Source organism: Neorhizobium sp. LMR1-1-1.1, from assembly GCF_040675795.1.
In the GTDB taxonomy this organism is placed as follows: Bacteria; Pseudomonadota; Alphaproteobacteria; order Rhizobiales; family Rhizobiaceae; genus Neorhizobium; species Neorhizobium cellulosilyticum.
On the sequence record NZ_JBEGHE010000025.1, the window covers coordinates 934,345 to 960,061 of the forward strand.

The 25,717-nt window shown below is 58.7% G+C and carries 28 protein-coding genes; 12 read left to right on the forward strand and 16 right to left on the reverse strand.

The window, feature by feature from the left end; translation table 11 throughout:
• Positions 1-8: 8 nt before the first annotated feature.
• Complete coding sequence (locus MRBLMR1_RS17590; protein WP_148143971.1) at positions 9-1,196, reverse strand: MFS transporter; 1,188 nt, start codon at positions 1,194-1,196, stop codon at positions 9-11.
• 264 nt (positions 1,197-1,460) lie between these two features.
• Here MRBLMR1_RS17590 and MRBLMR1_RS17595 point away from each other — a divergent pair, with 264 nt between their 5' ends.
• Positions 1,461-2,354 (forward strand): LysR family transcriptional regulator, encoded by an 894-nt coding sequence (locus MRBLMR1_RS17595; RefSeq protein WP_148143970.1) that lies wholly within the window; start codon positions 1,461-1,463, stop codon positions 2,352-2,354.
• A gap of 21 nt (positions 2,355-2,375) precedes the next feature.
• Here MRBLMR1_RS17595 and MRBLMR1_RS17600 read toward each other — a convergent pair whose 3' ends face one another.
• From MRBLMR1_RS17600 to MRBLMR1_RS17610, 3 genes are all read right to left on the reverse strand, one after another.
• Positions 2,376-3,872 (reverse strand): phospholipase D-like domain-containing protein, encoded by a 1,497-nt coding sequence (locus MRBLMR1_RS17600; protein ID WP_500065413.1) that lies wholly within the window; start codon positions 3,870-3,872, stop codon positions 2,376-2,378.
• A 63-nt stretch (positions 3,873-3,935) separates the two neighbouring features.
• Positions 3,936-4,175, reverse strand: a complete 240-nt coding sequence (locus MRBLMR1_RS17605; RefSeq protein WP_148143968.1) for a hypothetical protein — start codon at positions 4,173-4,175, stop codon at positions 3,936-3,938.
• A gap of 207 nt (positions 4,176-4,382) precedes the next feature.
• Positions 4,383-5,132, reverse strand: a complete 750-nt coding sequence (locus MRBLMR1_RS17610) for a gamma-glutamylcyclotransferase (RefSeq protein WP_500065415.1) — start codon at positions 5,130-5,132, stop codon at positions 4,383-4,385.
• A gap of 519 nt (positions 5,133-5,651) precedes the next feature.
• Between MRBLMR1_RS17610 and MRBLMR1_RS17615 the strand changes: the two genes are divergently transcribed.
• Together MRBLMR1_RS17615 and MRBLMR1_RS17620 are read left to right on the forward strand one after the other, a co-directional pair.
• Positions 5,652-6,539, forward strand: coding sequence for a branched-chain amino acid aminotransferase (locus tag MRBLMR1_RS17615; RefSeq protein ID WP_148143966.1), 888 nt, complete (start codon positions 5,652-5,654; stop codon positions 6,537-6,539).
• A 348-nt stretch (positions 6,540-6,887) separates the two neighbouring features.
• Positions 6,888-7,871: a phytanoyl-CoA dioxygenase family protein gene (locus MRBLMR1_RS17620; protein ID WP_148143965.1), complete on the forward strand. Its 984-nt coding sequence runs from the start codon at positions 6,888-6,890 to the stop codon at positions 7,869-7,871.
• Between the two features lie 12 nt (positions 7,872-7,883).
• Here MRBLMR1_RS17620 and MRBLMR1_RS17625 read toward each other — a convergent pair whose 3' ends face one another.
• The 4 genes from MRBLMR1_RS17625 to MRBLMR1_RS17640 form a co-directional block, all read right to left on the reverse strand.
• Positions 7,884-8,501, reverse strand: coding sequence for a dienelactone hydrolase family protein (locus MRBLMR1_RS17625; protein ID WP_148143964.1), 618 nt, complete (start codon positions 8,499-8,501; stop codon positions 7,884-7,886).
• A 196-nt stretch (positions 8,502-8,697) separates the two neighbouring features.
• Positions 8,698-10,446 (reverse strand): EAL domain-containing protein, encoded by a 1,749-nt coding sequence (locus tag MRBLMR1_RS17630; RefSeq protein WP_210297763.1) that lies wholly within the window; start codon positions 10,444-10,446, stop codon positions 8,698-8,700.
• Positions 10,447-10,540: 94 nt separating this feature from the next.
• A complete protein-coding gene (locus tag MRBLMR1_RS17635) occupies positions 10,541-11,164 on the reverse strand; it encodes a hypothetical protein (RefSeq protein ID WP_148143963.1) in 624 nt (207 codons plus the stop codon).
• A gap of 105 nt (positions 11,165-11,269) precedes the next feature.
• Positions 11,270-11,593, reverse strand: a complete 324-nt coding sequence (locus MRBLMR1_RS17640; RefSeq protein WP_148143962.1) for a hypothetical protein — start codon at positions 11,591-11,593, stop codon at positions 11,270-11,272.
• A 264-nt stretch (positions 11,594-11,857) separates the two neighbouring features.
• Here MRBLMR1_RS17640 and MRBLMR1_RS17645 point away from each other — a divergent pair, with 264 nt between their 5' ends.
• A complete protein-coding gene (locus MRBLMR1_RS17645) occupies positions 11,858-12,460 on the forward strand; it encodes a superoxide dismutase (RefSeq protein WP_148143961.1) in 603 nt (200 codons plus the stop codon).
• Positions 12,461-12,552: 92 nt separating this feature from the next.
• Here MRBLMR1_RS17645 and MRBLMR1_RS17650 read toward each other — a convergent pair whose 3' ends face one another.
• On the reverse strand, positions 12,553-13,167 hold the full coding sequence (locus tag MRBLMR1_RS17650) for a L,D-transpeptidase (protein WP_500065418.1): 615 nt from the start codon (positions 13,165-13,167) through the stop codon (positions 12,553-12,555).
• Positions 13,168-13,434: 267 nt separating this feature from the next.
• Here MRBLMR1_RS17650 and MRBLMR1_RS17655 point away from each other — a divergent pair, with 267 nt between their 5' ends.
• Together MRBLMR1_RS17655 and MRBLMR1_RS17660 are read left to right on the forward strand one after the other, a co-directional pair.
• Positions 13,435-14,277 carry a metallophosphoesterase gene (locus tag MRBLMR1_RS17655; RefSeq protein ID WP_148143959.1) on the forward strand — a complete coding sequence of 281 codons (843 nt, stop codon included), beginning with the start codon at positions 13,435-13,437 and terminating at the stop codon, positions 14,275-14,277.
• A 381-nt stretch (positions 14,278-14,658) separates the two neighbouring features.
• Positions 14,659-15,249: a cytochrome b gene (locus tag MRBLMR1_RS17660; RefSeq protein ID WP_148143958.1), complete on the forward strand. Its 591-nt coding sequence runs from the start codon at positions 14,659-14,661 to the stop codon at positions 15,247-15,249.
• 57 nt (positions 15,250-15,306) lie between these two features.
• On the opposite strand, the gene MRBLMR1_RS17665 is transcribed toward MRBLMR1_RS17660, so the two are convergent.
• Positions 15,307-15,996, reverse strand: a complete 690-nt coding sequence (locus MRBLMR1_RS17665; RefSeq protein ID WP_148143957.1) for a helix-turn-helix transcriptional regulator — start codon at positions 15,994-15,996, stop codon at positions 15,307-15,309.
• Between the two features lie 131 nt (positions 15,997-16,127).
• Between MRBLMR1_RS17665 and MRBLMR1_RS17670 the strand changes: the two genes are divergently transcribed.
• From MRBLMR1_RS17670 to MRBLMR1_RS17680, 3 genes are all read left to right on the forward strand, one after another.
• Complete coding sequence (locus MRBLMR1_RS17670; protein WP_148143956.1) at positions 16,128-16,766, forward strand: LysE family translocator; 639 nt, start codon at positions 16,128-16,130, stop codon at positions 16,764-16,766.
• Between the two features lie 167 nt (positions 16,767-16,933).
• Positions 16,934-17,368: a c-type cytochrome gene (locus MRBLMR1_RS17675; RefSeq protein ID WP_500065521.1), complete on the forward strand. Its 435-nt coding sequence runs from the start codon at positions 16,934-16,936 to the stop codon at positions 17,366-17,368.
• A gap of 83 nt (positions 17,369-17,451) precedes the next feature.
• Positions 17,452-18,363 (forward strand): cytochrome c, encoded by a 912-nt coding sequence (locus tag MRBLMR1_RS17680; protein WP_148143954.1) that lies wholly within the window; start codon positions 17,452-17,454, stop codon positions 18,361-18,363.
• A 12-nt stretch (positions 18,364-18,375) separates the two neighbouring features.
• On the opposite strand, the gene MRBLMR1_RS17685 is transcribed toward MRBLMR1_RS17680, so the two are convergent.
• From MRBLMR1_RS17685 to MRBLMR1_RS17700, 4 genes are all read right to left on the reverse strand, one after another.
• A complete protein-coding gene (locus MRBLMR1_RS17685; protein WP_148143953.1) occupies positions 18,376-18,945 on the reverse strand; it encodes a DJ-1/PfpI family protein in 570 nt (189 codons plus the stop codon).
• A 41-nt stretch (positions 18,946-18,986) separates the two neighbouring features.
• Positions 18,987-19,565, reverse strand: coding sequence for a GNAT family N-acetyltransferase (locus tag MRBLMR1_RS17690; protein ID WP_148143952.1), 579 nt, complete (start codon positions 19,563-19,565; stop codon positions 18,987-18,989).
• A 135-nt stretch (positions 19,566-19,700) separates the two neighbouring features.
• Positions 19,701-20,117, reverse strand: a complete 417-nt coding sequence (locus MRBLMR1_RS17695) for a MerR family transcriptional regulator (protein WP_148143951.1) — start codon at positions 20,115-20,117, stop codon at positions 19,701-19,703.
• Positions 20,118-20,221: 104 nt separating this feature from the next.
• Positions 20,222-20,746 (reverse strand): hypothetical protein, encoded by a 525-nt coding sequence (locus MRBLMR1_RS17700; RefSeq protein ID WP_148143950.1) that lies wholly within the window; start codon positions 20,744-20,746, stop codon positions 20,222-20,224.
• 147 nt (positions 20,747-20,893) lie between these two features.
• Here MRBLMR1_RS17700 and dmeR point away from each other — a divergent pair, with 147 nt between their 5' ends.
• On the forward strand, positions 20,894-21,166 hold the full coding sequence (dmeR, locus tag MRBLMR1_RS17705) for a Ni(II)/Co(II)-sensing transcriptional repressor DmeR (protein WP_148143949.1): 273 nt from the start codon (positions 20,894-20,896) through the stop codon (positions 21,164-21,166).
• Between the two features lie 61 nt (positions 21,167-21,227).
• Positions 21,228-22,208, forward strand: coding sequence for a CDF family Co(II)/Ni(II) efflux transporter DmeF (gene dmeF / locus MRBLMR1_RS17710; RefSeq protein WP_148143948.1), 981 nt, complete (start codon positions 21,228-21,230; stop codon positions 22,206-22,208).
• 91 nt (positions 22,209-22,299) lie between these two features.
• On the opposite strand, the gene MRBLMR1_RS17715 is transcribed toward dmeF, so the two are convergent.
• A complete protein-coding gene (locus MRBLMR1_RS17715) occupies positions 22,300-22,758 on the reverse strand; it encodes a hypothetical protein (RefSeq protein WP_148143947.1) in 459 nt (152 codons plus the stop codon).
• Positions 22,759-22,938: 180 nt separating this feature from the next.
• Positions 22,939-25,047 (reverse strand): S9 family peptidase, encoded by a 2,109-nt coding sequence (locus MRBLMR1_RS17720; protein ID WP_500065423.1) that lies wholly within the window; start codon positions 25,045-25,047, stop codon positions 22,939-22,941.
• Positions 25,048-25,286: 239 nt separating this feature from the next.
• Between MRBLMR1_RS17720 and MRBLMR1_RS17725 the strand changes: the two genes are divergently transcribed.
• Positions 25,287-25,673 (forward strand): DUF930 domain-containing protein, encoded by a 387-nt coding sequence (locus tag MRBLMR1_RS17725; protein WP_148143945.1) that lies wholly within the window; start codon positions 25,287-25,289, stop codon positions 25,671-25,673.
• The last annotated feature ends 44 nt before the right edge of the window (positions 25,674-25,717 follow it).

Consider the following 25,717-nt stretch of genomic DNA (forward strand, 5'->3'; position numbering starts at 1 on the left):
GCTAACTGTTATTCTGCCGGTGAAAGCTGGGCGGCATTGCCGCTGCGGCTCTTGTCCATGCGGATCGCGATAACGGCGACTGCAAGGGCTGCGATCGGAACGAGGCCGGCAACCAGGGTAACCGATCCGAGACCGGGGCCATGGTCGATGACGGCGCCGCCGAGCCATGCGCCGATCGCATTGCCGAGGTTGAAGGCGGCAATGTTGAAGGACGAAGCGAGGCCCTGGCCAGCGCCTTCGGCCTTGGCAAGCACCCACATCTGCAGCGGTGCCACGGTGGCAAAGGCAGCAGCACCGAACAGGGCAATCGCGATCACCATAAGCACCGGCTGGTGGATGACGGCAGTCATGGCGAGAAGCACGACGGCAAGCGCGATCAGGCTGCCGACAATGGTCGGCATGAGGTGACGGTCCGCCAGCCAGCCGCCGGCGAGATTGCCGATCACGAGGCCGCCACCGAAGACGAGCAGGATCGGAGAGACTGCGGCTTCAGAGAAACCGGTAATCTGTGTGAGGATAGGCGCGATATAGGTGAAGCCGGCAAAAACACCCACCCAGGAGAGCACGGTGGTCAGAAGGCCGAGCAGAACGGCGCGGCGGCCGAGCACGGCAAGCACGCCCTGCGAGGCCTCTTCCTGCGTGTCGGATGGCTTGTCCTTCGGTACGAGGAGCGCGATCACCGCAAATGCTGCAACGCCGATAAGGGTCACCGCCCAGAAGGTCGAACGCCAGCCATAAGCCTGTCCGAGCCAGGTACCGAACGGCACGCCGAGGATGTTGGCGACGGTCAGGCCGGTGAACATGATGGCGATGGCGGACGCCTTCTTGTTCGGCGCGACGAGGCTGGTCGCAACCACCGAACCGACGCCGAAGAACGAGGCATGCGCAAACGCGGTCAGTACGCGGGCGGCCATCAGTGTCCAGTAGTCGGGCGCGATGGCGCAGGCGAGATTGCCGATGGTGAACACCACCATCAGCGCCATCAGCAGGGTCTTCTTCGACCATTTTCCGGAAATGGCACCGAGGATCGGCGCGCCGATGACGACGCCGAATGCATAACCGGAGATCAGCAGACCGGCAGCAGAGATCGAGACACCGAGATCCTTGCTGACATCGATCAGCAGACCCATGATGACGAATTCCGTGACGCCGATGCCAAACGCACCGGCCGTCAACGCATAAAGAGCGAGAGGCATTGGGGTATCCTTGTCCTGATCCCTTGGGAGGAGGGGGCCAAGGGAAGATCATTCGATGCGTCGCAATATCGTTGCTGGACACTTGCCTGTGTAGCGACATAAATTGATAATCATCTGTGAAATGAAATCACAGGTGATGTCTTGGATAATTATCCTTTGGTTCAATCAAATTCCACGCTGAGTGCTTGACCCGAGGATCCAGACACAAGCCTGCCAACCTCGCGAGGGCAACAGAGGGTGGCCAAGGCAAGCGGAGGCATGCTGATGGACAACCGCGCCGGAGAAATGGAAGTCTTCGTCCTCGCCGCCGAGCTGAAGAGCTTTTCGGCGGCAGGCCGACGGTTGAAGCTGTCACCCTCGGCAGTCAGCAAGCTCGTCACCCGTCTGGAAGACCGGTTGGGTACGCGGCTCGTCGTGCGTTCCACCCGCTTGCTGCAACTGACGCCGGAAGGCGAAACCTATCTGGCGCGCGCCTCGCGCATCCTCGCCGAGATCGCCGATACGGAAGAGATCGTTTCCGGCGGCGGGCGGGCATTGCCGCGCGGTCCGCTGTCTGTCAATGCCTCTGTCGGTTTTGGTGAACTCTACATCCTGCCGATGACCCGCGAATTTCTGCAGCTCTTTCCGGATGTCCAGCTGGATGTCACGCTGACAGACGATACGGTCGATCTCATCCGCGAGCGGGTGGATATCGCCATCCGCCACGGACCGCTGCGCGACTCCTCGCTGATGGCGCGAAAACTCGGTCAGACCCGCCAGGTGGTGATTGCCTCGCCCGCCTATATTGCCGAACACGGCTTGCCGCAATCGCCTGTCGACCTTGAAGGACACAACTGCATCAACTTCAATTTCCGCCGATCGGTCGAAGGCTGGCCGTTCCGCGATCCGCTGACCGGCAAGGTCGATCTGCGCCCCGTATCAGGAAGCCTTAAAGCGTCAAGCGGTTCGATCATCCGTCAGTTCTGCGTTGATGGTCTCGGTATCGGTCGCGTCGGTCGCTTCCATGTGGAGCCGGACATCCAGGCCGGCCGCCTCGTTCCCATACTGGAGGATTTCAACCCGGAAGATATCGAAGACATCCACGCTGTTTACGCCGGGCATGAACATCTGGCGGTGCGCATCCGCGCTTTCATCGATTTTCTCGCGGAACGGTTCTGAACGCATCCTGCACGATGGCGTTCAGAGCGCTTTTTTCACCTTGTGCCCGAACTTCCGCTTGAGGAAGCTGGAAGTCCGATAACGCACGCCGGCAGGCCGCTCTGGATCGGCAATGTCGGATTCGGCAATCAGCTCCTCGTCCGCCGTCAAGTCGCGCATCGGCACGGATACAAGCCCGCGTCCACTGTCCCGGTTCAGCGCTTCGATCGCAGCGATAATCGACCCGCCATGCGCCGCAATCGCTGCCGAAACCTCCGATGCATCGCGCCCCAGATGTTCGGCAATCAGGTCGTCCCGCGTGGCGATGATCTTGTCCGTGAGATCCGTCTGCCCTTCAGAAGCCTCCAGAATGAGGTCGCATTCTGTGTCATAGCCCATTGACCGGTTGTTCAGATTGGCGGAGCCGATCTTCACGATCCGGTCGTCGGCAAACATCATCTTGGCATGGACATAGATCGGCGTGCGCGCCGCATTGACCGGATAATAGAGGCGGAACCGATTGTGGACGTCCGCCTCTCTGACCAGCTTCATCAGCCGGATACGTGCGCCGTCCATTGCCTTCGCTTCCAGAAACCCTTCGCAGCCTTCCGGATTGATCAGCACGATCTCCGGGCTGTCCGGTTCTTTCAGGCGCTCGGCCATGGCTTCCGCGATCCGCCGGGAAGCGAAATACTGGCTTTCCACATAAAGCGTCTTTTTCACCGCGGCGATGATCGCAAGCTTGGCGGTTTCGATCTCGACGACCTGTTCGCGACTGTCATATTCCGGTGCGGTGCGCGCAATACCGATGGCGATGTCGCGGAAACCGACATCGAGCCCCTCCGGCCAGGGCGTATCTTTCTGCGCCAGATCACGCGGCTCAGGCAGCTCCTCATCCGTTGCGCGTTTCCATCGCAGCCGCGCGATTTCGCCGAGCGCCCGTGCCGCCTCGCCGGAAAGACACGTTGTTGCATCATGCCAGGGGCCTTGCGCGAAACCCATGGGAGACTTGCGCAACGGTTCTTTATCCGCATGGTCGCGCGTATCCCAGCGCCCGACCGTCATGTCGATCCCGCCGCAGAACGCCACTTCGTCGTCGATCACCAGCAGCTTCATATGATGCGATGAAATCGATGGATGCGCGCCGTCCAGTTTCAGGTTGATGCGTTTGTCGAACATCCATTTGAGAATGTAGAACGGCGTCTCGCCGCGTGTGATCGAATTGATCAGCCCGATATCCCATTTCAGGATGCGGATATCGAGATTTTCATTGCGCGCGGCGATCGCGTTGAGAAACTTGCCGAGCTGGTCGGGCAGTTCGTCGGAGGCTTTCCGGTTCCGTTGCCTGTCGTCGCCATTGCCAGGTATCAGCTCGATCCGCGTGTCGAAATCCCAGCCGATCAGGTAGATAGAGCGTTGTGCCTTTGCCATGGCGCTCTTGGCGTAACGAAAGAAGTCGGCGGCATCGATGATGATCGAAAGCCTGTCTGCCTGTGCGATCCGCCAGCAGGTCTCGCCTTCCTTCAATATGCTCTGCATCTGCCCTGTTGCCCGCCGTCAATTGATATCGACGGGCGCATATAGGGCGATGGCACAGGTCTTCTATGGGCAGCTGGCGGTGTTTCGAGGATCGGGGTCTTGCGCTGTCTTCCTGCCGCTCCGGCGGCTGGCAATGGCGACTGCGATTATGAGAAAGGGCCATGCGGTGGTCAGCAACAGCCCCGAAAACCGAGCCGCCGTCCACGGAAGGTTGCGCAACGCGCCCTCGATCAGGGTGATGACGAAGAAGATTTTCGCAATCAGCAAATAGAGGATAAGCGCCGTCGTCACAGATTCTGCCATTCTTTCTTCATGTATACGTATGGCTGGCCCTCTCGTGGAGTGCCCCGAACAGGTTTGTCGAGGGAGCCAGCCATTTCAGTCAAGGGCTGACAAGGCCCCTCAAGCGTTCAATCACGATCGAAGCGTGAGGTCTTCACCCATTTGAGGGATAGTACGCCGGGATGCACCGTGCGATGAGCCTCGATGCGAAGAGCGGAACCTCTGCCGTCAGGTAAGGCGCGCAGATGTGTAAGGCGACAGAGTGCCGGCCGCATTGGTGGGGGCCTGGGAGGCCGAAGCCCCGTGTACTGCTTCCACTTCCTTCGCCACCAGTTCCTGCAGCCGCCAGAGATTGCGGTCGCGAATGCCGAATTCCGCCAGATGGACCACGGTATTATAGAGATATTCGGCGCAGGAACCGCGATGCCCGCAGGCACGCGCCAGAATGGGGGCCACCTCTTCCAGCGGCAGCAGCGGCTTGACGATCCGCGGACTGTCTCCTCCCGCCCAGAATGTCAGGGCCGGGATCGTGCCGCCATCCTCCGTCCTGACCGGAAGAAAACGAAACGTCGACAAGCTGTCCTTGTTGCTGAGTTCGCGCCTAAGCGCGCTTTCGATCTGCTCGCGCTTGTCGTGGTCGGCCACCCTGTAGATCAACCCGTCGCAACGTCCACCGCGCGATAACATCATCATCAGCCCAGGCTGAGCGGGAGAACCGCGTCCGCGCTCGATACGCAGCGAAAACGATCGGTGCCAGCCATAGGCGGTTGCACGCTGGCACGCGATGGACGCGAAACCCGGTTTCCAGATCAGCGAGCCATAAGCGAAGATCCACAACGGCTCGTCACCGATTTCCTCGACCAGGCGCTGGGTCAGCGCCGTATAGTCGGCGTCGGTCAGCGGGGTCCAGGCCGCGGGCAGCCCCGGATCTTCCTCCTCGCGAAAGCAAAGGTCGACCATCTGCTGGGTCAGTGACATTGGAGATGATTTGGGCATGGCGTTTATATGGCGTTTATAGTGTCTAGACTTGCGGGATAGCAGCGAAGCTCGAAATTGCGCCGCCTTTACAGGCCTGTCAACGCAGTGCCGCCCCATGTTTATTCGTGTTGCCGCATAGACGCCCGATTGTTCTGGTGAAAGATCACGGATCATGTCGGTCGATATAGATCCGTGAACGAAATGAAGAGGTGTCCCGTTGCGTTGGCTGTTTATCCTTGTTCTTGGCCTTTTGGTTGCATGCGTGCTGAGCATTATCTGGATGAATGATGCCAATCGATTTCCTGCTGGCGGCCATCTGCAAGGCGCAGACCCGACACAGCAGAACCCTTTGACCGGGCAGCCTCCCACGCCCAGCCAGCCCGGCGCCAATCCCTGATCGGTAATTGACGATGAAACATCAATTTTTGTGATGTTTCATCTCAGATTATCGCTTGACCTTCCGTCGTCTGAAGCCTTCATTCGCGCCATTTTTCGTGCCTGCTTTGAAGGAGACTGATCATGGCCGTCGATACATCCCCCCGCTCGATCACCTGGACCTATGTGGACGGGGAATGGATTGATGGCAATCCGAAGCTCATTGGCCCGACCTCACACGCCATGTGGCTGGCCTCGACAGTCTTCGATGGCGCCCGCTGGTTCGATGGCATCTCGCCGGACCTTGACCTGCATTGCCAGCGCGTCAACCGCTCCGCCACCAATATGGGCATGAAGCCGACGATGACCCCGGAACAAATCGAGGCGCTCGCACTCGAAGGCGTCAAGAAATTCGACGGCAAGACGGCGATCTACATCAAGCCGATGTATTGGGCCGAACATGGCACATCCTACAGCGTCGTCGCGCCTGATGCGGAATCGACCCGCTTTGCGCTCTGCCTGTTCGAGGCGCCGATGGGAACCGCAAAGCCCTCTTCACTGACGCTGTCGCCCTTCCGTCGCCCCAGCCCGGAAGTCGCCATGACCATTGCCAAGGCCGGTAGCCTTTATCCCAACAGCGGCCGCATGATCATCGAGGCCCATTCGCGCGGCTTCGACAATGCGCTCGCGCTCGACATGAACGGCAATGTCGCGGAAACAGCGTCCTCGAACATCTTCATGGTCAAGGACGGCGTAGTCATGACGCCGATCGCCAACGGCACCTTCCTTGCCGGCATCACCCGCTCGCGTGTCATTGGCCTGCTGCGTGAGTCCGGTTTCGACGTTCGCGAAGTAACGCTGACGGTAAAGGATTTCGAAACTGCCGACGAGATCTTCACCTCGGGCAACTATTCCAAGATCGCACCTGTCACGAAATTCGAGGAACGCTCACTGCAGGAAGGGCCGGTCGCCCGCAAGGCTTTGGAGCTTTACATGGACTGGGCTCGATCAGGCGGTCGCAACGACGCCTGATCGTTCGGAAAACCAATGAAAGCTGAGATCGTTATAGGTATAGGCTTTCATGGAAACAAAGACTTAGAGGTTTAGAGTAAATTGTGCCTGCAGTTGAAATAATCCAAGTCGGATATCGCCAATGCTCGGGTAGAATAGTGCCCGGGCATTGATCTTGTTTGCCGTATTATTTATCGAATAAGGTAGAGTATTATATAGTCATTTCTGTCAATTGTATTGCGGCGTAGAAAGTATATGCTGAATTGACCTCATATTTTTGCCGCATTGCAGCAAAAATATGCCAAATGAGTTCAGGTAGTATCTGCATCCTCTCTCCCCCTTGGGAATACAGGCCCCTTAGGAGTGGCAATGTCAGTAGACGTATCATCATCGAGTGCATCGCAGCCCACCGACCTTGAGACAATCGCCCGAAATGGCAGCCGGTTTCGCCGGATGGCGGTTAGAATTCCAACCTATCTTGCGGACGTGAAGGAAAATCCGGCCTGGTTGCCGATGTTCATGCTTGCCCGCACGATGCCCGGCCGTCGTGCCCATTGGGCCCTGTCGGCAAAATACAAGCCCTCGGGTAAGCCGCAGCCATCCCTGTTCGGTAGGCTGGATGCAGCCGCGATTGCTGATGCCCTGCGCGGCGACGGTATTTTCACCGGCCTGCAGATGCCTGCCGAGATCCAGCAGGAGATCGGCCGCTTTGCGTTGATGATGCCGTGTTTCGGCAATTTCGACCGGTCTCTCGAATTTGTCGCGCCCCGGCATAACGAGGCCGAGCAGAGTTTCGGTCGCTCGCTGCTGAGCGGCCATTTCTTCGAGCGATCGCTGAAAAGCCAGGGTGTACGCGCCATCCAGGCCGACCCTTTGCTGATGGATGTCGCAAAACATTATCTCGGCGCCAGCGCCCGGCTTATAACCACTCGCATCTGGTGGAGTTTCCCGACCCAGGCCTCTTCTGAAGCCGACCGCAGCCTTGCGTCGCTCGACAAGTTCCATTTCGATCTCGACGACTGGCGAATGCTGAAATTCTTCTTCAACCTCGTCGATGTCGATGAAGGCACCGGCCCGCATGTCTTCGTCAAGGGTAGTCACAACCGGCGCAAGGCAAAGCACCAGTACACGCTGCTCGTCGGTCATCCGGCGGATGAAGTGCTGGATTATTACGGTGCCGATCAGGCCGTCACGTTGACTGGCCCGGCCGGCTCCGGTTTCGTCGAGGATCCGTTCGGCTTCCACATGGGCACGGTACCGGTAACGAAGCCGCGGCTGATGATGGAAGTCGGCTTCGGCGTATCCAAACCGTCCCGCCGCCGTTTCCACGGCGAGCCGATTATCAGGAAATAAGCCGCCCGGCGCTCAATTCCGGGCGATTCCTTCCAGGAAATCCGCAGCGCGATCGACACCGCCGATCGAGATCGTATGGCCGAGGCCCGGCTCGATGACCGTCTCGACGGCCACACCTGCCGCTTTGAGTTCGGTTTCCGCCTTCTCCGTTTCCCAGGATGGGATGACCGGGTCGGACGTGCCGTGAACGAGTAGAATCCTGGTTGCCGTCGATGGCGCCAGCGGCTTTTCGGTCGCCATTCTTCCGGAAAAACCGACAACGGCTGCAACCGGCCAGCGGCCGCTCGCGACAGCATCAAGCGACATGATCGTGCCTTGTGAAAAACCGACGAGCACCACCCGGTCAAGACGCCCGTTGAAACCGTTTTCCTCGATGAGGTCGGAAATCACCGTATCGAACGCCGGGCGGGCCGCGGTAATGCGGGCAGGGCGGTTTTCCTCGGTCACGCCTGCAACGCTGAACCACTGGTAACCTGTTCCGAAGCTCGACCGTTCCGGTGCATTCGGTGAAACGAAGACGGCATCCGGCAGGCGCGCTTTCCAGTTTTCGCCGAGTGGGGCGAGATCGGCGCCGTTGGATCCGACACCGTGAAGCAGGATGACAAGAAGGGAATTCTGCAAGGCGGTCATGACAATACCTTATGCGCAAGGGACACGGATCGTCCGTATCAAAGGATGATCTGTCTACGACAGGAACCGGAAAGGAGCTAGGCCGCAGCCTGTGACCGCTCCGTTCACCGATAGCATATCTGGATGACGATCGGTTCGCGTGGCTTGGATGATCCGACTTATGTCATGCCATGAGGCATAGTGATCCCGCAGCGTTTTAGCGCCGCCGTGATGTCTGCTTTACGTGAAATCCATCCGTGTCGATCTGCGGAAGAGACGGGTTGTCCTCCGCCCCGGTCAGGCCGGCATATTGCGCGATCGGGCCTGCCCGGCCGATCAGGTGGCCCTGCAGGTTCTGGCACTGCGCGTCTTCCAGAAACGCGCGTTGTTCTTCCGTCTCCACACCTTCCGCCACGATCGGAATGTTCAATCCGCGCCCGAGCCCGATCACCGCGCGCACGATCTCGTCGGCGCTCGAGTCGGCCACCAGCTTGGAGGTGAATGACCTGTCGATCTTGATCGTATCGAAGGGGAAGGATTGCAGATAGGAGAGGGACGAATACCCTGTACCGAAGTCGTCCATGGCAATCCGCACACCAAGTGCCTTGAGGCCTCGCAGGATTTGCAGCGCCCGGGCGAAATCTTGTACCAGCACGCCCTCGGTGACTTCAAGTTCCAGCCGGTCGGCGGAAAGCCCCGTTTCCAGAAGCATCGTATGAACGTCGCTAACGAGGCTGTCCTGGCGAAACTGGATCGGTGAGATGTTTATGGCGATCTTGAGCCGGTTCGGCCAGCTTGCAGCTTCACGCCCGGCTTCGTTAAGCACCCAGCGGCCGATTTCGACGATCTGGCCGCTTTCCTCAGCCAAGGGCACGAATTCGTCGGGCGTGATCAGGCCGCGGGTTGGATGATGCCAGCGTAAGAGTGCCTCGAAGCCAAAGATCTCGCCGGTAACAGCGGCCTGTGGCTGATAATGCAGCATCAGCTCGCCACGTTTGATCGCATGGCGCAGGTCCTGCTGCAGCACGCGCCGGTCATGCATTCGGCGGTCCATGCGGGAGTTGAAAGCACAGAAGCGACCGCGCCCTTCTGCCTTGGCGCGATAGAGCGCCGCATCCGAATTGGCAAGCAATGTCGCGGCATCGGCGCCATCCTGTGGAAACATCGCGATTCCGATGCTGAGGCTCACCCGAAGCGAGCGCCCGTCCACTTCAACTTCCTCTTCCATCACCCGCGTCAGCCGCTCGGCAAGCCGTGTCATCGTTTCCGGCTGGTCGTCACCAACGCTGATCACGGTAAACTCGTCACCGCCAAGGCGCGCAGCCACGTCGTCTTCATCGATCACGCTCTTCACTCGCCTGGCCAGTTCCGCTAGCACGGTATCGCCGGCTGCATGGCCGAACACGTCGTTGATATCCTTGAAACGGTCGACGTCGAAACTCATCACGCCAAACTGGCGGCGCAGCACCCGGCTTTCCGCAATCAGCTTGGCAAGCTCTGCCGCAAACCGCATGCGGTTGGGTAGGTCGGTGAGCGGGTCGTGATGGGCGAGATAGGAAACCCGCTGTTCCGCCTTCACCCGCGCGGTAATATCCTGCTGTGTGCTCAGCAGATATTTCCCGTCAAGCAGCACATCCTGGACGTCGATGATCTTGTCGCCGATCTCCACCTGCGTCACGGAAGAGCCTTCTTCGAGCAGCTTGCGGATAAGACGCTCGAAATAGGCGATTGGGTCCTCTTTCCAGTCGGCCATCCGGCCATCGGCAACGACATCGGCGAAAGTCTCGTCCTCGTTGTGCCATCGGCTGTCGAGGTCATGCAATTCCTGGAAGCGACGATTGGCGTAGAGCGGCCGGCCTTCCAGCTCGAAAATGCCGACGGCGACCGGCAGGTTGTCCATTGCCGCCATCACCGCCTGCAGCATTGCCCTGTCGTTTGCAAACCCGCGCGTCTTTGCCGTGGTCATGCCTTGCTCCCGTGGTCCGGAAAACTGTAGGCCTCACGGCTTAAATATTAGATAATCAAAATATATCAAATCCGACAATATCGGTGGAGATGGTTCACGAGGCGCCAAATGTATGTGCGCTGTTCTCTTCCTTCACCCTCATGATTGCCGTTTCCAATCGTTCGAATGCGATCAGTCCCCGGGACCCGATGGAGCTTGCTGCACGCCGGATCGCCGACAGCGTCAGGGCAAGATCCTCGATCGCCAGATTTCGTTGAGCCGAGCCGTCCAGACGCCGCTGCCTGTCGGCAAAACGAAAGGCTTCTTCAGCCAATGTAGTGAAAAGCCGATCGGCCGTTGAGACGCGGTTCCCGTTATCGTCCACAGCCCGCCATATCGGTGTCTGCGTATCCAGGCGATAGCCGGTAAGCGTACGGAAGAGGATTAGTTCGCTTGTAGAATACCCGCTTGCAGATGCGGCAGCGGTCGCATTGAGCGCAATCGGGGGCGAACCCGCCTTGTCTGTCGTGTCGGAAACCTCAGTGGTATCCGGCACGAACAGATCGACCGAAGAGAGGTCGAGCGCGGGCAAGGGTGTAGCCGTATCATTTGCATCGTCCAGACAGGCGATATCGGAAGCTCGCCTGTCCAATTCATCGGTCACCATGGCCTGAAGAATATGATGATCGGTTTCGCGCATCAAAAATTGCGGAACTGCTGGAATATCGTTGGTGATCACATTGCTCTCATCGGTCAAATGTCAAAATCGCAAACGGAAACGCAAACAATGACCAACCATAGAAATGCAATCCTGCGCGAAACTGATTGTTGATCGCATTTTGGCTTATGGTTTCACCGCCAGCTTTTCTGCACTGATCTCACCGCCGATTTCGGCCGTTTTTTTCTGCTTGTCGTAAACGCAGATGGTGCTGATCCTGGTTTTCGCACCGACAGCCTTTCCGGTCACGACGGCCATCCCGTAATGTTGGCTGCCATAGGGATCAACGACTGTATTGCCTTTTTCGATCAGTCCCTTGGAAGCCTTTACGCAGGCTCTGGAAACATCCGTCTGGAACTTTGCCCAGGCATCATCCGAGGATGCATGAGCAACACTGCCGGTGATGAGAAAGATGCTCAGCGCGGCAAACGGCGCGGTCGTGATTGTCATCGAATCAAATCCTCCTTTTGGAATGTTCCGATTGCCACCGATTGGCGGCAGTCCTGTGACGCGCCGCTAAATTCAGGTATTGGCGGAGCAATTTCCGGATCGCTGGAACGATGTTCCACGACATGGCGTTACCAAGCAAAGCTGCTGCGCTGCATCTTTGATTTTTGCCATAATTTTGGCATCGGGGGCGTTGCCTCTTCTCCGGTCCGCTCCTATGTTCCCGCACGACGATTACCCAAGGTTTTGCCTAAAAGGAGTAGACCAATGGCCTTCGAACTTCCCGCACTTCCCTATGATTACGAAGCGCTCGTTCCCTTCATGTCGAAGGAGACGCTCGAGTATCACCACGACAAGCACCACAAGGCCTATGTCGACAACGGCAACAAGCTCGCAGCGGAAGCTGGCCTTGCCGACCTTTCGGTCGAGGAAGTCGTCAAGAAGTCCTTCGGCACCAATCAGGGTCTCTTCAACAACGCTGCCCAGCACTACAACCACATCCATTTCTGGAAGTGGATGAAGAAGGACGGCGGCGGTAACAAGCTGCCCGGCAAGCTGCAGGCTGCAATCGACAGCGATCTCGGCGGCTACGACAAGTTCAAGGCTGATTTCATCGCAGCCGGCACCACGCAGTTCGGCTCCGGCTGGGCTTGGCTTTCGGTCAAGGACGGCAAGCTCGCCATTTCCAAGACCCCGAATGGCGAAAACCCGCTGGTTCACGGCGCATCCCCGATCCTCGGCGTCGACGTATGGGAACACTCCTATTACATCGACTACCGCAACGCCCGTCCGAAGTATCTCGAAGCCTTCGTCGACAGCCTGATCAACTGGGATTACGTGCTGGAAATGTACGAAGCCGCTTCCAAGTAAGCTTCAGCCGTTTCAGTCATCGGAAACACCCGGCGTCTCGCGGCGCCGGGTGTTTTCTTTTGTGTTTGGAAGGTTTCCCCTCACTGCCGTTTCTAGACGGCTTCGGGCATGAAGCCTTCTCGTGGACCATCCTGCAGAACGACGACGCGGGTGCCATCTGGAACGCGGCGATAAAGGTCGACGATGTCCTGGTTGAGCAGGCGAATACAACCGCTCGAAACTGCCTTGCCGATCGTCCAGTCCTCCGTCGTGCCGTGAATGCGGTAGAGCGTGTCGCGACCGTCTTTGAAAAGATAGAGCGCGCGCGGCCCAAGCGGATTGAGCACGCCCGGCTCCATGCCGGCGGCAAGCGGACCGTAACGTTCCGGCTCTCGGGCAATCATGTCCTGTGTCGGCGTCCAGCGCGGCCACTGGCGCTTGTATTGAACCCTGCCGACGCCTTCGAATTCCAGTCCGGTCTTGCCGACGCCAATGCCATAACGCAGCGCCTGGCCGTTTTCCTGAACGAGGTAGAGGTACCGGTTTCTAGTGTCGACGACGATCGTTCCGGGTCGTTCGCGCGTCGGATAGGCCACCTCGCGGCGATAATATTGCGGGTCGACGCGTTTCAGGTCCGCGGCCTTGATCGGAAACTGCTCCCCCTCGATCGCGGCATACATGGCCGTATAGCGAGGGTCGACGGACGGCTTGAGGGCGATGGGCTGCACCGCTGATGTTGCGCATCCTGTCACGAACAGGGGAGTTGCGATGAGAAGGGTTCGGCGGGTGATTGCTGGCAAATCGTTCTTCCGGAATAATCAGGCAAAAGAGCGTATCTTCGCGATGACGCGCATGCAGTTCCTCTTACCCGCAATGACCGCGAGACCGGATCACAATGCCGACGATTATGTTCACGTCGTCTTTATCGCGGGTGAGCAGCCAATCTACATGCCGTCCGTCACACCCCTGTCACAGATCGAGCCTAACTGCGCGCCATGTCTTCTGAAAAACCTCTCCTCCGCTTCGGCGTCATCGCCGATCCCCAGTATGCAGATGTCGAACCAAGGCTGGAATACAATCGGTATTACCGCAACAGCCTGAAGAAGCTGGCGGACGCGATTGATACGCTGAACGGCGAGGATCTCGCTTTCGTCGTGACGCTCGGGGATCTGATTGATCGAGACTGGGAAAGCTTTGACCCTATTCTTTCCGTCTATGAAGGGCTGCGCCACGAGAGCATCCTGCTTCCCGGCAACCACGATTTTTCCATTGCGCCGCAGCGGCTGACAGAGGTTCATGCGCGTCTCGGCATGCCTGCCCCCTGGCATCATTTCTTGCGCGGCGGCATCCGCTTCGTAGTCATCGACGGCAACGAGGTGAGCCTGTTCGCCACTCCGGAAGGGCATGCGCGTCACGCCGAGGCACGCAGTCGTCTGGCCGCACTGGAAGCTGCAGGCGCCATCAATGCCATGCCGTGGAATGGCGGCATCGGCGATGGGCAGTTCGCCTGGCTGGACCAGATGCTTGCCGACGCGCGAGAACGCGGCGAGGCGGTCATCGTCATGGGGCACTATCCGCTCTATCCCGAGAACCCGCATAATCTCTGGAATGGCGAGCGGGTTACCGAATTGTTCGAGCGCTCGGGCAACGTCATCGCCTATCTGAATGGCCATAACCATGTCGGCAATCTCGGACGCACTGGCTCCACCTGGTATGTCAATTTCAAGGGCATGGTCGATACCGAGACGGAAAACACCTTTGCCGTCGTCGAGGTCTACAAGGACCGTATCGAGGTGATCGGCTACGGCCGCGAGGAAAACCGCAGCTTGGCTCTCTGAGTAATTCCGGCTGAGGCGGAAACGCCTCTCGGTGAATTGCCGGCTCAACCCTGGGTGAGGCAAAGCGCCGCGATTGAAGATGGCGCCACAGACGCAGTCAAAATAGAAAGCCTTTCATTGGAAACGGTTTAAGCCGGTTTTCCCTGCCTCTCGTTGAGGTAACGAGGGATATCTTCGCGCGTTCTGCGACACTCTGTGTACTTGGATAAACTGACTTCGATCTGTTTCCTCACAATCGCAAGTAACGGCCCGAATGACTTATGTTATTTGTCAATTTTTGAACTGATTTGAAGAACCATCCAAAACCTATTTATTGATTTTCCGCAGGAAATGTTCGGGCCGTCTTCGCGAGTGTATTCAACTGGGAACGAGCGAAACGACATGGCCAGCACAACAGACACGGGAACCCTGACGCGACCCGGATCGCGGAATTTCAATGCAACCTCAAAATTTCTTCACTGGCTTATGGCGGCCATCATCGTGGTCGCCTGGGGCGTGGGATATTACGGCGGCGCCATGCTGCATTACGGTGTCAGCGACGGCGAGACGGCACAGAAGATCTGGGCCATTACCCTGCACAAATCGATCGCCACCACGACGCTTTTCCTCATCGTCGGGCGTATCATCTGGCGCGCCTATAACCGCCCGCCTGAACTGACGGACATGCCGGCAATCATGAAGACGGCCACCCATCTCGGCCACTTCGCCCTCTACTTCCTGATGGTCGCAGTGCCTGTTTCCGGCTGGTGGAACAGTTCTTCTGCCGGTTATGCAATCCCGGTTGCCGGTCTCTTCACCATTCCCGGCCTCGGCGGAAAGAACCCGGAACTGACGCCCTATCTCGTCTCTGCCCATTTCTACCTCTCCTGGGCGCTGGGCCTCGTCGTCGCCGGCCATGCCGCCTTCGCGCTGAAGCACCACTTCATCGACAAGGACGAAACGCTGACGGCCATGCTGCCGAAAAAAGACTGAGCCTTAATGCGGCACCGGATGCATGAGAGGTGCCAAAACGCCCCATGCATTCGGGTATCAGGCGATCGGTTGCTGCCATCCGTCGATCCAGACCTGGCGTAACCGGTCGCCTTGCCCCGGAAAGAAATCGTCCCTCGCTTCGCAATGCGTCACGCGGTCCGCACGAAAATTGCGGATCGCGTTGCGCAATTCGCACCAGGCGACGATGTTGGCAGTTTGCGAATAATAGATGAGTGCAATCGGCCGGATCGCCCGATTCGTCACATTGCCCGGCTCGTCACGATAATCGATCAGCAGCTTCTGCTCGTCACGGATCGCACGGCGCACAAGGGCCAGATCCACTGCGTCCGGCGAAGGGGCAACCGTTCCCCAGGCATACAGTGCATCTGCCGAAAATGTTCGGGCAAGCGGCTCAGGAACGACCGCTGCGATCTTGCGGTTCACCCGCTTGGCGGCGCGTCTCAACTCGGTATCTCCGGTGCGGTCGAGAAGCGCCAGAGCCAGCACGATTGCCTCGGTTTCCTCGATCGACAGCATCAGCGGCGGCAGGGTGAAGCCGGGCCTCAAGATATAGCCGATGCCGCGCTCGCCTTCGATCGGCACACGCATGGCCTGAAGCGCTGCAATATCCCGATAAATCGACCGTATCGTGACTTCCAGTTGCGCGGCGATTGCCGCCGCCGTCACCGGCTTTCTAGCCGGCCTCAGGATCTGGATGATCTCGAACAGCCGCGACGCCTTGCGCATGAGATTTCTCCGTCATCATCGATTCAACTGACAGAACGCTGTCAGTTGCGCTGGCTTATAGCGCCTGCTGCCGGCCTGAAAAACAAGGGTAACCGGCGAATTTTCAAAAACGGGATGGCGCGACAACTGACATGAGTTACGGCGAAAACCTCTGGCTCTTCTTCACCCTTCTCTTCGGTATCATCATCCTGCCGGGCATGGATATGATATTCGTCCTGGCGAATTCGCTTGCCCGTGGCCGGGCGGCAGGGCTGGCCGCCACAGCAGGCATGATGCTGGGCGGCCTGGTCCATTCTGCCTATGGCGCCCTGGGCGTTGGTCTGCTGGCAAAACTCCTGCCCGTCCTGTTTACGCCGCTGATGCTGGTCGGCGCGCTCTATATGGCCTGGATCGGGCTCACCCTGATCAGAAGCGCAATCGTCGTCGATGATGTCGGGCGTGCCGATACGAAAAGCAATTGGGAGGCCTTTCGTCGTGGCGCCATTACCTGTCTCATCAACCCCAAGGCCTATATGTTCATGCTGGCCGTCTATCCGCAGTTTCTCAAGCCCGAATTCGGTCCGCTCGCGCCGCAGGCCCTCGTCATGGCCGCGATGACCGCGGCAACCCAGCTGGCTGTTTATGGCGCAATCGCTGTCGCGGCCGGTCGGGCAAGAAACATGCTCGTCGGAAATCGCACAGGCACAGTATGGATCGGCCGCTGCTGTGGCGGGATCTTGTTGCTGATCGCCGCCCTTGCTTTATGGGAAGCACTGCATCGGCAGCTGTAATCTGTCTGTCACTGTGCTGTATTTGTGAACACTGTGTTCAACGCAGGGTCCACAGCATTCCGCAATCCTGACAGGAACGTGATTTCTTTCAAACGGATAAGCCGGTCCAATATCCTCGCGCAATTGCCGGCTGTCTTGCCGCATAACGAGGAGACTTCTTCATGAAGATCAGGATGACCGCCATCACCACTGCTGCACTCTGTCTTGGCTTGGCGGCTGCAGCCGTCGCTCAGGACAATCCTGTCGCCAAGCGCGAGCAGATGATGAAGCAGGTCGGCGCCTCCGTGGGCGCACTTGGCGCTATCGCCAAGGGTGAAAAGCCTTATGACGCGGAGGCGGTCAAGGCCGCTCTGACGACGATTAGCACCGACATGAAGGTCTTCCCGGATAACTTCCCGGCCGGTTCCGAAGTCAATTCTGCAGCTGCCCCGGCAATCTGGGACAACATGGATGACTTCAAGGCAAAGTCCATGAAGCTCGCCAGCGATGCCGATACGCTTCTCGCCTCCATGCCGGCGGATCAGGCCGGCGTGCAGCAGGCGGTGCAGACGCTCGGTGCCAATTGCGGCACCTGCCACCAGACTTACCGCCTGAAGCGATAAGCGAACCGGTTGAGGGATCGGCGCAGTCTCGGCTGCGCTGATCCGCTTCATGAACCTGAAGGACGGATTTCCGGAGACTTGCCATGGCCTCGACCTGGTCGAAGATAGCGGCGGTTGGCGTCGCGGTAATAGGTTTGGGAGCGGTCACCGCATGGGCGCTGACAAAACCTGAGCCGCATCCGGAAAGCTTCTGGGCGAATGCCGGCACGCCGGATCTGGCCCATGGCGAGCAGTTGTTCTGGGCCGGCGGATGCGCCAGCTGCCATGCTGCAACCGGGGCCGAAGGCGATGCGCTGAAGGTCATGTCCGGCGGGAGGGCGCTGCCAAGCCCATTCGGCACCTTCCATATTCCCAATATTTCTCCCGATCCGAATGTCGGTATCGGCGGCTGGACGCTGGCTCAGTTCGGCAATGCCATGACCCGCGGCGTCGGGCCGAATGGCGAGCATCTCTATCCGTCTTTCCCCTATGGCTCCTATGTGCGCATGTCGCCGAAGGATATCGGCGATCTCTTTGCCTATCTGAAGACCCTGCCGGCAAGCTCCAATGTTGCCCGGCCGCATGAGCTGGGCTTCCCGTTCAATATCCGCATGGCGGTCGGCGGCTGGAAGCTCCTCTATTTCAGCGAGGCACCCCGGGTTGAACTCGCGTCAGCCGACGAAAAGATCCGTCGCGGCCAGTATCTCGTCGAAGGCCCGGGACATTGCGGCGAATGCCATACGCCGCGCAACGCCCTTGGCGGCTTCGAGTCAGGCAAATGGCTCGCCGGCGGTCCCAATCCGGAAGGCGAGGGCAAAGTGCCCGGCATCACCCCGTCAGGCCCGATCGGCTCGTGGAGCGAAGCCGATATCGTCAATTACCTCGAAACTGGCTTTACCCCGGAATACGATTCGGCTGGTGGCGCAATGGTCGAAGTCCAGAAGAACATGGCTCATCTGCCGAAAAGCGACCTGGAAGCCATTGCGGCGTATCTGAAAGCCGTGCCAGCGCTTTGATGGTCTCGAATATTACCTATGCTCGGCGGAAAACGGCGATAATTCCTCTTGCGCCGTCGCATCCCACAGTCCGAGACCTTTCAGGATTTCGACCGTGAAGGTGAAGGGTGCGGTTCCTGCAGCTGTCACCACGCCATCGGCAGACACCGCCTTCGGGCCATCCACATAAAGCTTTTCGCCACTATAGCCCGGGTATTCCTGATGCGAGGCAACCCGGTTGCCGGTATGCTTCACATCGTTCAACACGCCGGCGCCGGCCAGCATGCTGGCGGCAGCGCAAATGCCGGCCGCCATCTTGTTCTTGTCGCGGAATGACCGCACAAGATCATGCAGGTCTGCGGGCACGCGCTTGTTTTCCCAGGCGAGCCCGCCGGGCACCACGAGCGCATCGAAATCTTCCGGCCTTACCTGCGCGAAAGAAAGATCGGGTGTCACGTTCAGTCCGCCCATCGAAGTCACGGGACTGCCATCACCTGTCGCAGTCTTCACTATCACTCCGAGATAGCTGCGTGCCACCGCCATCAGCAGCGCGCATTCCCAATCGGCGAATTCCGGTGTTAGCGCTACCACGATCGCTGTCATCTTTCGGTCCTTTCAAGGCCGCCAAGGGTCGGATTGCGCGCTCAGGTGAGCGCCTGTGTATAGCGCATGCCGGTGACCGGCCGCGGCTTGAATTCCAGGTGTTCGTAGAAACGGTGAGCGGCCGAATTGCCCGTCGTGGCGCTGACGGAGAGGTAACCGCAGCCGGCGCCTTTGGCGATGTCGCGGGCGCGCGCCACCAGATGCTGGCCGATGCCGTGCCCACGCTGGCCGTCGCGCACGAAGAGATGATGCAGGTCCATGCCGCGGGTGCCTTCCTGGGCGCGGTAGAGCGGCACGAGAATGGCGTATCCGATCAGTTCCGAACCGGTATCGGCCACAAGCACGGTGATCCATGGCCGATCGCCGAACAGGTCGCGTTCGAGAATATCGGGCGTCATGGCCGAAGCATCATGGTGATGCGCTGCAAGTGCCGCGATCATCTCGTTGAGTTCGGGCAGGTCGTGGCGCTTGGCATGACGGATGGTCAGCACGGCCGGGCGGGGGAGGGATATTTCGCTGTCTTCGAGAAGAACTTGCGGCATTTCGGCATCCTTTGATCTTGTGGTGCCGTCAGGTGCCGTCTGAAACAACAAAGCCGCCTGACGGCGGCTTGTTGACATGATGATCTGTCGAGCCGCCCTTTACAGGTAGGCCCAAAAATACGTTGCGGCGGTGGTTAGGCGCGTATTGATCATGGCAGCTCTCATGCGCCTGTCCGAAAAACTTGTCAAGGGTGTCCTGATCGAGAAGAAGCCTCAATGCTCACTGTCGCAAAGTCCGTGATCTGAAAGCGAGCGGATCACGTAGCAGTCCTCGATTGCGTGATCGCCGTCGCAATGCGAGACGATGCGCGCCAGCTCCTGTTCCAGCTTCTTCAGTTTCTCGATCTTGTCGCGCACGCTTTTCAGGTGATCGGTGGCAATCCGGTCGGCATTGCCGCAGGGCTGGTGCGGATGCTGGCTGAGTGCAATCAACTCGCGGATGGCGGAAATGTCGAGCCCCAGGTCGCGCGCATGGCGGATGAAGGCGAGCCGCTCGAGATCCTGCCGCTCATAACGTCGCTGGTTGCCCTCGGATCGTTCCGCTGCGGCAAGCAGGCCCATCTGCTCGTAATAACGGATAGTCGGAACCTTTACGCCGGTCCGTTTCGAAAGATCGCCAATCGACAGCATGACACACTCCAAACCTATAGTCTCTGGAGATATCTAATCGGCGATCCTTTGCTGTTCAAGGTTTTGTACACCGGATCTGAAACGGTCGGTCGCAGCCTGTGCCGTTACAACTGTGTCTCGTCTTCCGCGTTTGTCGCAACGAAGTCGGTTGCATTCGGGACGTTGATGGTGACCGCTATCGCCTGCTTGTCCTCGTTGACGCCCATCGCCTCGAGAATTGCATTGCGGATATCGTCTTCTACCGCTTTGCGGTCCTCGGGCGACATCGCATTGACATCATCTTCGGTCAGGTCGTTATCCTTCAGGTACTGTTCTCGGATCCGTTCAGCGAGCGTCTTGTCGGCAAGATCCATGAATTCCTGTTCGTATTGGCTGTAGGCGCTCTTTTCGGTTCCCGTTTCGCTCGCATCCTTGGCTGTGTCTGCTTCTGGCCTTTCAGGCACCAGGAACATGGCTGCCAGCTTGGCGCTGAACGATGTGTCGCCGCTGGTCAAGGCATTGCCCTGACTGTTGCTGCCGCTTCCCTGCTGCCGATTCTCATCCAGCACGAACATGTCGGTCCCACTCTTCGCGGACCTGTCGGTATAGCCTGCATAGGCACTGGAACTCGAACTTGATGTAACGATCATGGTTGTCTCCTCAACTTTCTGACTAAGGCTTAGAAAGCGGGGCTTGCTCGGGGCTAGAGCTGACCTGCGGCAAGGTGGCTCAATGGTAGATTGCACCTTTGTGATCTTATGATAGTATACCCCCCTATACTATATTTGAGGCGAGACGTGTCGCACACCGTTCGAGACAAGGCAAAACTCCTGGCGCGCGTGCGCCGTATGAAGGGGCAGATGGAAGCTGTCGAGCGCGCGCTGGAGGCGGAGGCGCCCTGCGGCGACGTCCTGCAGCTTCTGGCTTCTATCCGCGGTGCGCTGGCCGGCCTGACCGGCGAGGTCATAGAGGGCCATTTGCATGAGCACGTGGTGCATGCCGAAAACGATGCCGAGCGGGACAAGGCGGCCGCCGAACTCGCCGATGTCCTGCGTACCTACATCCGGTGAGAACGGCCGCTCACAGTTTGAATGCGGCTTCGGCCGTTGGTGTTTGGAAATGGAGCCTGTCATGGCAAGCAGTATCGATAGTCTGAAGCATGAACACGTGTTTCTCGGCGCGGATCATGAGCGCAACGAGCGTAAGGTCTGGCTGGTCATTGCGCTGACCGCCTCGATGATGGTGGCGGAAATCGTCGCCGGCTCGATCTTCGGGTCTATGGCGTTGACGGCCGATGGCTGGCACATGTCCACCCATGCCGGAGCCATGTTGATCTCGGCGCTGGCCTATATGTATGCAAGGCGCAATGCGAAGAACCCGCGTTACACCTTCGGGACCGGCAAGTTGGGTGATCTCGCCGGTTTCGCCAGTGCTGTGGTGCTGGCGCTGGTGGCGCTGTTCATCGCCTGGGAAAGCTTCGTGCGCCTGGCAAATCCGGTGGCGATCGATTTCGATCAGGCGATCTTCGTGGCCGTCATCGGCCTGGCCGTAAACCTGCTTAGCGCCTGGCTGCTGCGCGATGACCGCGATCATCATCACGGCGGCCACCATGGACATCATGGCAGCCATAGTCACGCCGGTCATCATGGCGATCACGCTCATTCCGGTCATCACGCGCGTGTTGGCACCGAAGATAACAATCTTCGCGCCGCCTATCTCCATGTTCTCGCTGATGCGCTGACCTCGGTACTGGCAATCGCCGCACTTATCCTCGGTCGGCTCTATGGCTGGAATGCGCTTGATCCGATCATGGGCATCGTTGGCGGCATTGTCATAGCGCGCTGGTCCTTCGGGCTTCTCCGCGCCACGTCCCGCGTGCTGCTCGATGCGCAGCCGGATGACGGGGATCTGGCGATCAGGATCAGGAAGGTCATGGAAACGCCCGACGATACGGTCATGGATCTGCATGTCTGGCAGCTTGGTCCTGGGCACAATGCAGCGATCGTTTCAGTCGCGACGACAGTCCCCAAGGCGCCTGCGTCCTATAAGGAAAAGCTGAAATCCATCCCCGGCCTGTCGCATGTGACGGTAGAGGTAACCGCTCTCGGTTGATTGCCTCAACCAGGTTCCGGCAGACCAAAAAAGAAAGGCCCGAAACCGGATCCGGTTCGGGCCTTTTTTGTATCTGGTGTTGCAATGCCGGTCAGGCAAATTCCTGGTAGAGGTTCTGCACCCAGGCTTGCGGTGCTGCGGCCGCGCTAAAGCTTGGGCCGGCGTCTTCCGCGTCCATGGTCCAGAGCGCGCTTGCAAGCGAGCTGGAAAGCTGCGTGCTGCTGCCGGTCAAGGCGTCCGCGAAGCGTGTTGACGAAACGGCGGCAGCTTGAGGCGCTTCCTCAGCCGTGCGCTCCACTTCAACGGTTCGGTTCGGATATTGATAGCCACTCAGGCCGCTATCGATCTTCATCGCTTTGGTCCACGTCCAGTTAGTTAACGAAGGGTTAACGCTGGAACCTTGCGCGAAGCTTGCGTCGGGCTGGCGTGGGGACTGAAGAGGGCTTGACAGGCTGAAACCTGCTTGTTCGAACCGGTAAAACGCCTGTAAAAGCGCAAGCTTGCGCGATTTTCGCTCAGCTTCGCCGCTGCCAGGAAAATATGAACCCATGTCTGGAATTTAACTGTTACGGCGAGCCCTGATTATCCGCGCACCGTTTTTCCGCCTCTCCGTCAGTGTTGGGCGGCATGGTCTGAAGAATCATGCAAGGCGAGGCCCCATTGCAATTCGGGCCAGCAAGATGCTGGCCCGATTGTCAATTATCCGGATAAGGTGGGTACCCGTATTCGCTTACATCTTGCCCGCCACCTTGATCGCGAATGCATATTCGAACGCGATTTCTTCAAGCCTCTGGAAACGGCCCGACTTGCCGCCATGGCCGGCCGCCATATTCGTTTTGAGCAGGATCGGCGCCGTCCCGGACGTATGTTCGCGCAGCTTGGCCACCCACTTGGTCGGCTCCCAATAGGTTACGCGCGGGTCGGTAAGGCCTGAGATTGCCAGGATCGGCGGATAGGCTCGGGCCGTGACGTTGTCGTAAGGCGAATAGGTCGCGATCCAGCGATATTCCTCCTCGGACTCGATCGGGTTGCCCCATTCCGGCCATTCCGGTGGAGTGAGCGGCAGCGTGTCGTCGAGCATGGTGTTCAACACATCGACGAAGGGCACTGCGGCGATGATGCCGGCGAATTTTTCCGGCGCCATGTTGGCAACCGCGCCCATCAGCATGCCACCGGCGGAGCCGCCCTCGGCAATGATCCGGTCATACGAGGTAAAGCCGGTCGCAACCAGATGGTCGGCCGCCGCGATGAAGTCTTTAAAGGTGTTCTGCTTGTTCTCCATCTTGCCGTTTTCGTACCAGGCGAAGCCCTTGTCCTTGCCGCCGCGGATATGGGCGATGGCATAGACGATGCCGCGGTCTGCAAGCGAAAGCGCATTGGTCGAGAACGACGCCGGGATGGTTATGCCATAGGCGCCATAACCGTAGAGCAGGCAGGGCGACGAACCGTCGAGTGGCGTCCCCTTTTTGTAGAGCAGCGAGACCGGCACCAGTTCGCCGTCATGCGCCCGTGCCATCACCCGGCGGGTGACGTAATCATCCGGGTTATGCCCCGATGGCACTTCCTGGGTCTTCAGCAGCACCCGTTCGCGCGTCACCATGTCGTAGTCATAGAGCTGGGTCGGCGTGGTCATCGACGAATAGGAGAACCGGATCATATCGGAATCGTATTCGGCTGCGCCCGAAAGACCGAGCGAATAGGCTTCCTCATCGAAGGCGATCGCATGTTCTTCGCCCGTCCGCCGGTCACGGATGACGATCTGCGGCAGACCGTCCTTGCGCTGCAGCCAGATCAGATGGCGTGCATAGGCCATGTGCGAGATGATCAGCCGGCCCGGTTCATGCGGCACGACGGGCTTCCAGTTCTCCTTGCCGGGAGCGGAAATCGGCGCCTCGACGATTTTGAAATCCTTGGCGTCGCCATCATTGGTCATGATGTAGAAAACGTCGCCGCCCTCGGTCATCGAATATTCGATGCCCTCTTCGCGCTCCGCCACCAGCTTCGGCTCGGCAGTCAGATCGGAAGTCGGGATCAGCCGGTATTCGGACGTCTCGTGGTCGTGGATGTCGATATAGATGAAGTCGTCGAGCAGCGAGCCTCCGACACCCATGAAGAAGCCTGGATCAGTCTCCTCGAACACCAGCCGATCGGCAGACTGCGGCTCACCGACGATATGGTGGAAGACTTTCGACGGGCGATGGTTCTCGTCCTGCAGCGTGTAGAAGAAGCTCTTGCCATCGGGCGCCCACACGCCGTCGCCAGCAGTGTTCTCGATCACGTCATCGAGGTCCACGCCGGTTTCAAGATTGCGGATGCGCAGGGTGAAATATTCCGACCCCTTGTCGTCATAACCCCAGATGCCGTGGCTATGATCGGTCGAGTGGTCCATGCCGGCCAGCCGGAAATAATCCTTGCCCGCCGCTTCCTTGTCACCGTCGAAAAGCGTCTGCTTGTCGCCGCCGTCACGCGGCGTGCGGAAATAATGCGGCTGCTCGCCGCCGGTCACGAACAGGGAGCCATAGGCGTAAGGTCCGTCCTTCGTCGGCACCGAACTGTCGTCTTCCTTGATGCGGCCGCGCATTTCGGAAAACAGGGTTTTCTGCAGCTCTTCCGTATCGCCGAGTGCTGCTTCCATATAACTGTTTTCGGCTTCCAGATGCTTGCGGATTTCATGGTCGAGGATCGACGGATCCTTGAACATCGCCTGCCAGTTGTCGGCCCGCAGCCAGGCATAATCGTCCGAGCGGGTAATTCCGTGACGCGTGTCGCTGACCGGCTTCTTGGGCGCTACAGGGGCTGCAGGGAGATTGGCGAAAGGCGATTTAGGGGAGGGGGCCAAGGGAGCACTCCGGTATGAAAGGAAGGAGTGCCAGAGATAGGTTGTGGGCGCCTGAGAGGCAAGCAGTGATGACGACGCGCGTTACTTCTTCTTTGCATCCGAAAGCACCTGTTCAGCCATTTTTCTCCGCTCACCGCCTCGTCTGTTCACATCATGGTATTTCGCGCCTTGGTTGGTGGTCAATTGACTGCACGTCTCCTAGTTTCCGCGCCATCCAAGTCGATATGAGTAGGGATCACATGAAGAAACAGCTGTCGGTGATGGCTCTTGTCCTGTTTTCCGCGTCTGCGGCACATGCGCTGGATGCGCGCGTTACCAGGCAATTGAACGCCCTGGACCCTGATGAACGCCGAGAGCAGCGTTGCGACATGGAAGCGATGGACCAGATTCGCAAAACCGGCGAATTCCGCCCCGACAAGGTCATCGCCTACACCTTTTCCGATACGATCGAGGACGGAAACAAACTGAAGGCACCAGGCGCCGTCTTCCGCAGCGCGGGGGATTGGTACCGCCTCAAGTTCAAATGCGAAACCGGTGAGGCCGGCCTGAAGATCATGTCCTTCGACTATACGATCGGCTCCAAGGTCACCCGTGACCTTTGGGACAAATATTACCTCTACGACTGATCCTGTGTCGCCGCAGCATCGATAATGCTGCGGTGCTTCTCCAG

Bases quoted from the DNA above. Each gene is read 5' to 3' on its own strand.
- MRBLMR1_RS17615 (WP_148143966.1), top strand. From the start codon at position 5,652: ATGGCCGTCGATACATCCCCCCGCTCGATCACCTGGACCTATGTGGAC.
- MRBLMR1_RS17665 (WP_148143957.1), bottom strand. From the start codon at position 15,996: ATGCGCAAGGCGTCGCGGCTGTTCGAGATCATCCAGATCCTGAGGCCG.
- MRBLMR1_RS17660 (WP_148143958.1), top strand. From the start codon at position 14,659: ATGGCCAGCACAACAGACACGGGAACCCTGACGCGACCCGGATCGCGG.
- MRBLMR1_RS17610 (WP_500065415.1), bottom strand. From the start codon at position 5,132: ATGTCACTGACCCAGCAGATGGTCGACCTTTGCTTTCGCGAGGAGGAA.
- MRBLMR1_RS17690 (WP_148143952.1), bottom strand. From the start codon at position 19,565: ATGTCAACAAGCCGCCGTCAGGCGGCTTTGTTGTTTCAGACGGCACCT.
- MRBLMR1_RS17595 (WP_148143970.1), top strand. From the start codon at position 1,461: ATGGACAACCGCGCCGGAGAAATGGAAGTCTTCGTCCTCGCCGCCGAG.
- MRBLMR1_RS17625 (WP_148143964.1), bottom strand. From the start codon at position 8,501: ATGACCGCCTTGCAGAATTCCCTTCTTGTCATCCTGCTTCACGGTGTC.
- MRBLMR1_RS17630 (WP_210297763.1), bottom strand. From the start codon at position 10,446: ATGACCACGGCAAAGACGCGCGGGTTTGCAAACGACAGGGCAATGCTG.
- MRBLMR1_RS17715 (WP_148143947.1), bottom strand. From the start codon at position 22,758: ATGGGTTCATATTTTCCTGGCAGCGGCGAAGCTGAGCGAAAATCGCGC.
- MRBLMR1_RS17655 (WP_148143959.1), top strand. From the start codon at position 13,435: ATGTCTTCTGAAAAACCTCTCCTCCGCTTCGGCGTCATCGCCGATCCC.
- MRBLMR1_RS17605 (WP_148143968.1), bottom strand. From the start codon at position 4,175: ATGGCAGAATCTGTGACGACGGCGCTTATCCTCTATTTGCTGATTGCG.
- MRBLMR1_RS17600 (WP_500065413.1), bottom strand. From the start codon at position 3,872: ATGCAGAGCATATTGAAGGAAGGCGAGACCTGCTGGCGGATCGCACAG.
- MRBLMR1_RS17695 (WP_148143951.1), bottom strand. From the start codon at position 20,117: ATGCTGTCGATTGGCGATCTTTCGAAACGGACCGGCGTAAAGGTTCCG.
- MRBLMR1_RS17645 (WP_148143961.1), top strand. From the start codon at position 11,858: ATGGCCTTCGAACTTCCCGCACTTCCCTATGATTACGAAGCGCTCGTT.
- MRBLMR1_RS17725 (WP_148143945.1), top strand. From the start codon at position 25,287: ATGAAGAAACAGCTGTCGGTGATGGCTCTTGTCCTGTTTTCCGCGTCT.
- MRBLMR1_RS17680 (WP_148143954.1), top strand. From the start codon at position 17,452: ATGGCCTCGACCTGGTCGAAGATAGCGGCGGTTGGCGTCGCGGTAATA.
- MRBLMR1_RS17590 (WP_148143971.1), bottom strand. From the start codon at position 1,196: ATGCCTCTCGCTCTTTATGCGTTGACGGCCGGTGCGTTTGGCATCGGC.
- MRBLMR1_RS17640 (WP_148143962.1), bottom strand. From the start codon at position 11,593: ATGACAATCACGACCGCGCCGTTTGCCGCGCTGAGCATCTTTCTCATC.
- dmeF (WP_148143948.1), top strand. From the start codon at position 21,228: ATGGCAAGCAGTATCGATAGTCTGAAGCATGAACACGTGTTTCTCGGC.
- MRBLMR1_RS17620 (WP_148143965.1), top strand. From the start codon at position 6,888: ATGTCAGTAGACGTATCATCATCGAGTGCATCGCAGCCCACCGACCTT.
- MRBLMR1_RS17670 (WP_148143956.1), top strand. From the start codon at position 16,128: ATGAGTTACGGCGAAAACCTCTGGCTCTTCTTCACCCTTCTCTTCGGT.
- MRBLMR1_RS17685 (WP_148143953.1), bottom strand. From the start codon at position 18,945: ATGACAGCGATCGTGGTAGCGCTAACACCGGAATTCGCCGATTGGGAA.
- MRBLMR1_RS17700 (WP_148143950.1), bottom strand. From the start codon at position 20,746: ATGATCGTTACATCAAGTTCGAGTTCCAGTGCCTATGCAGGCTATACC.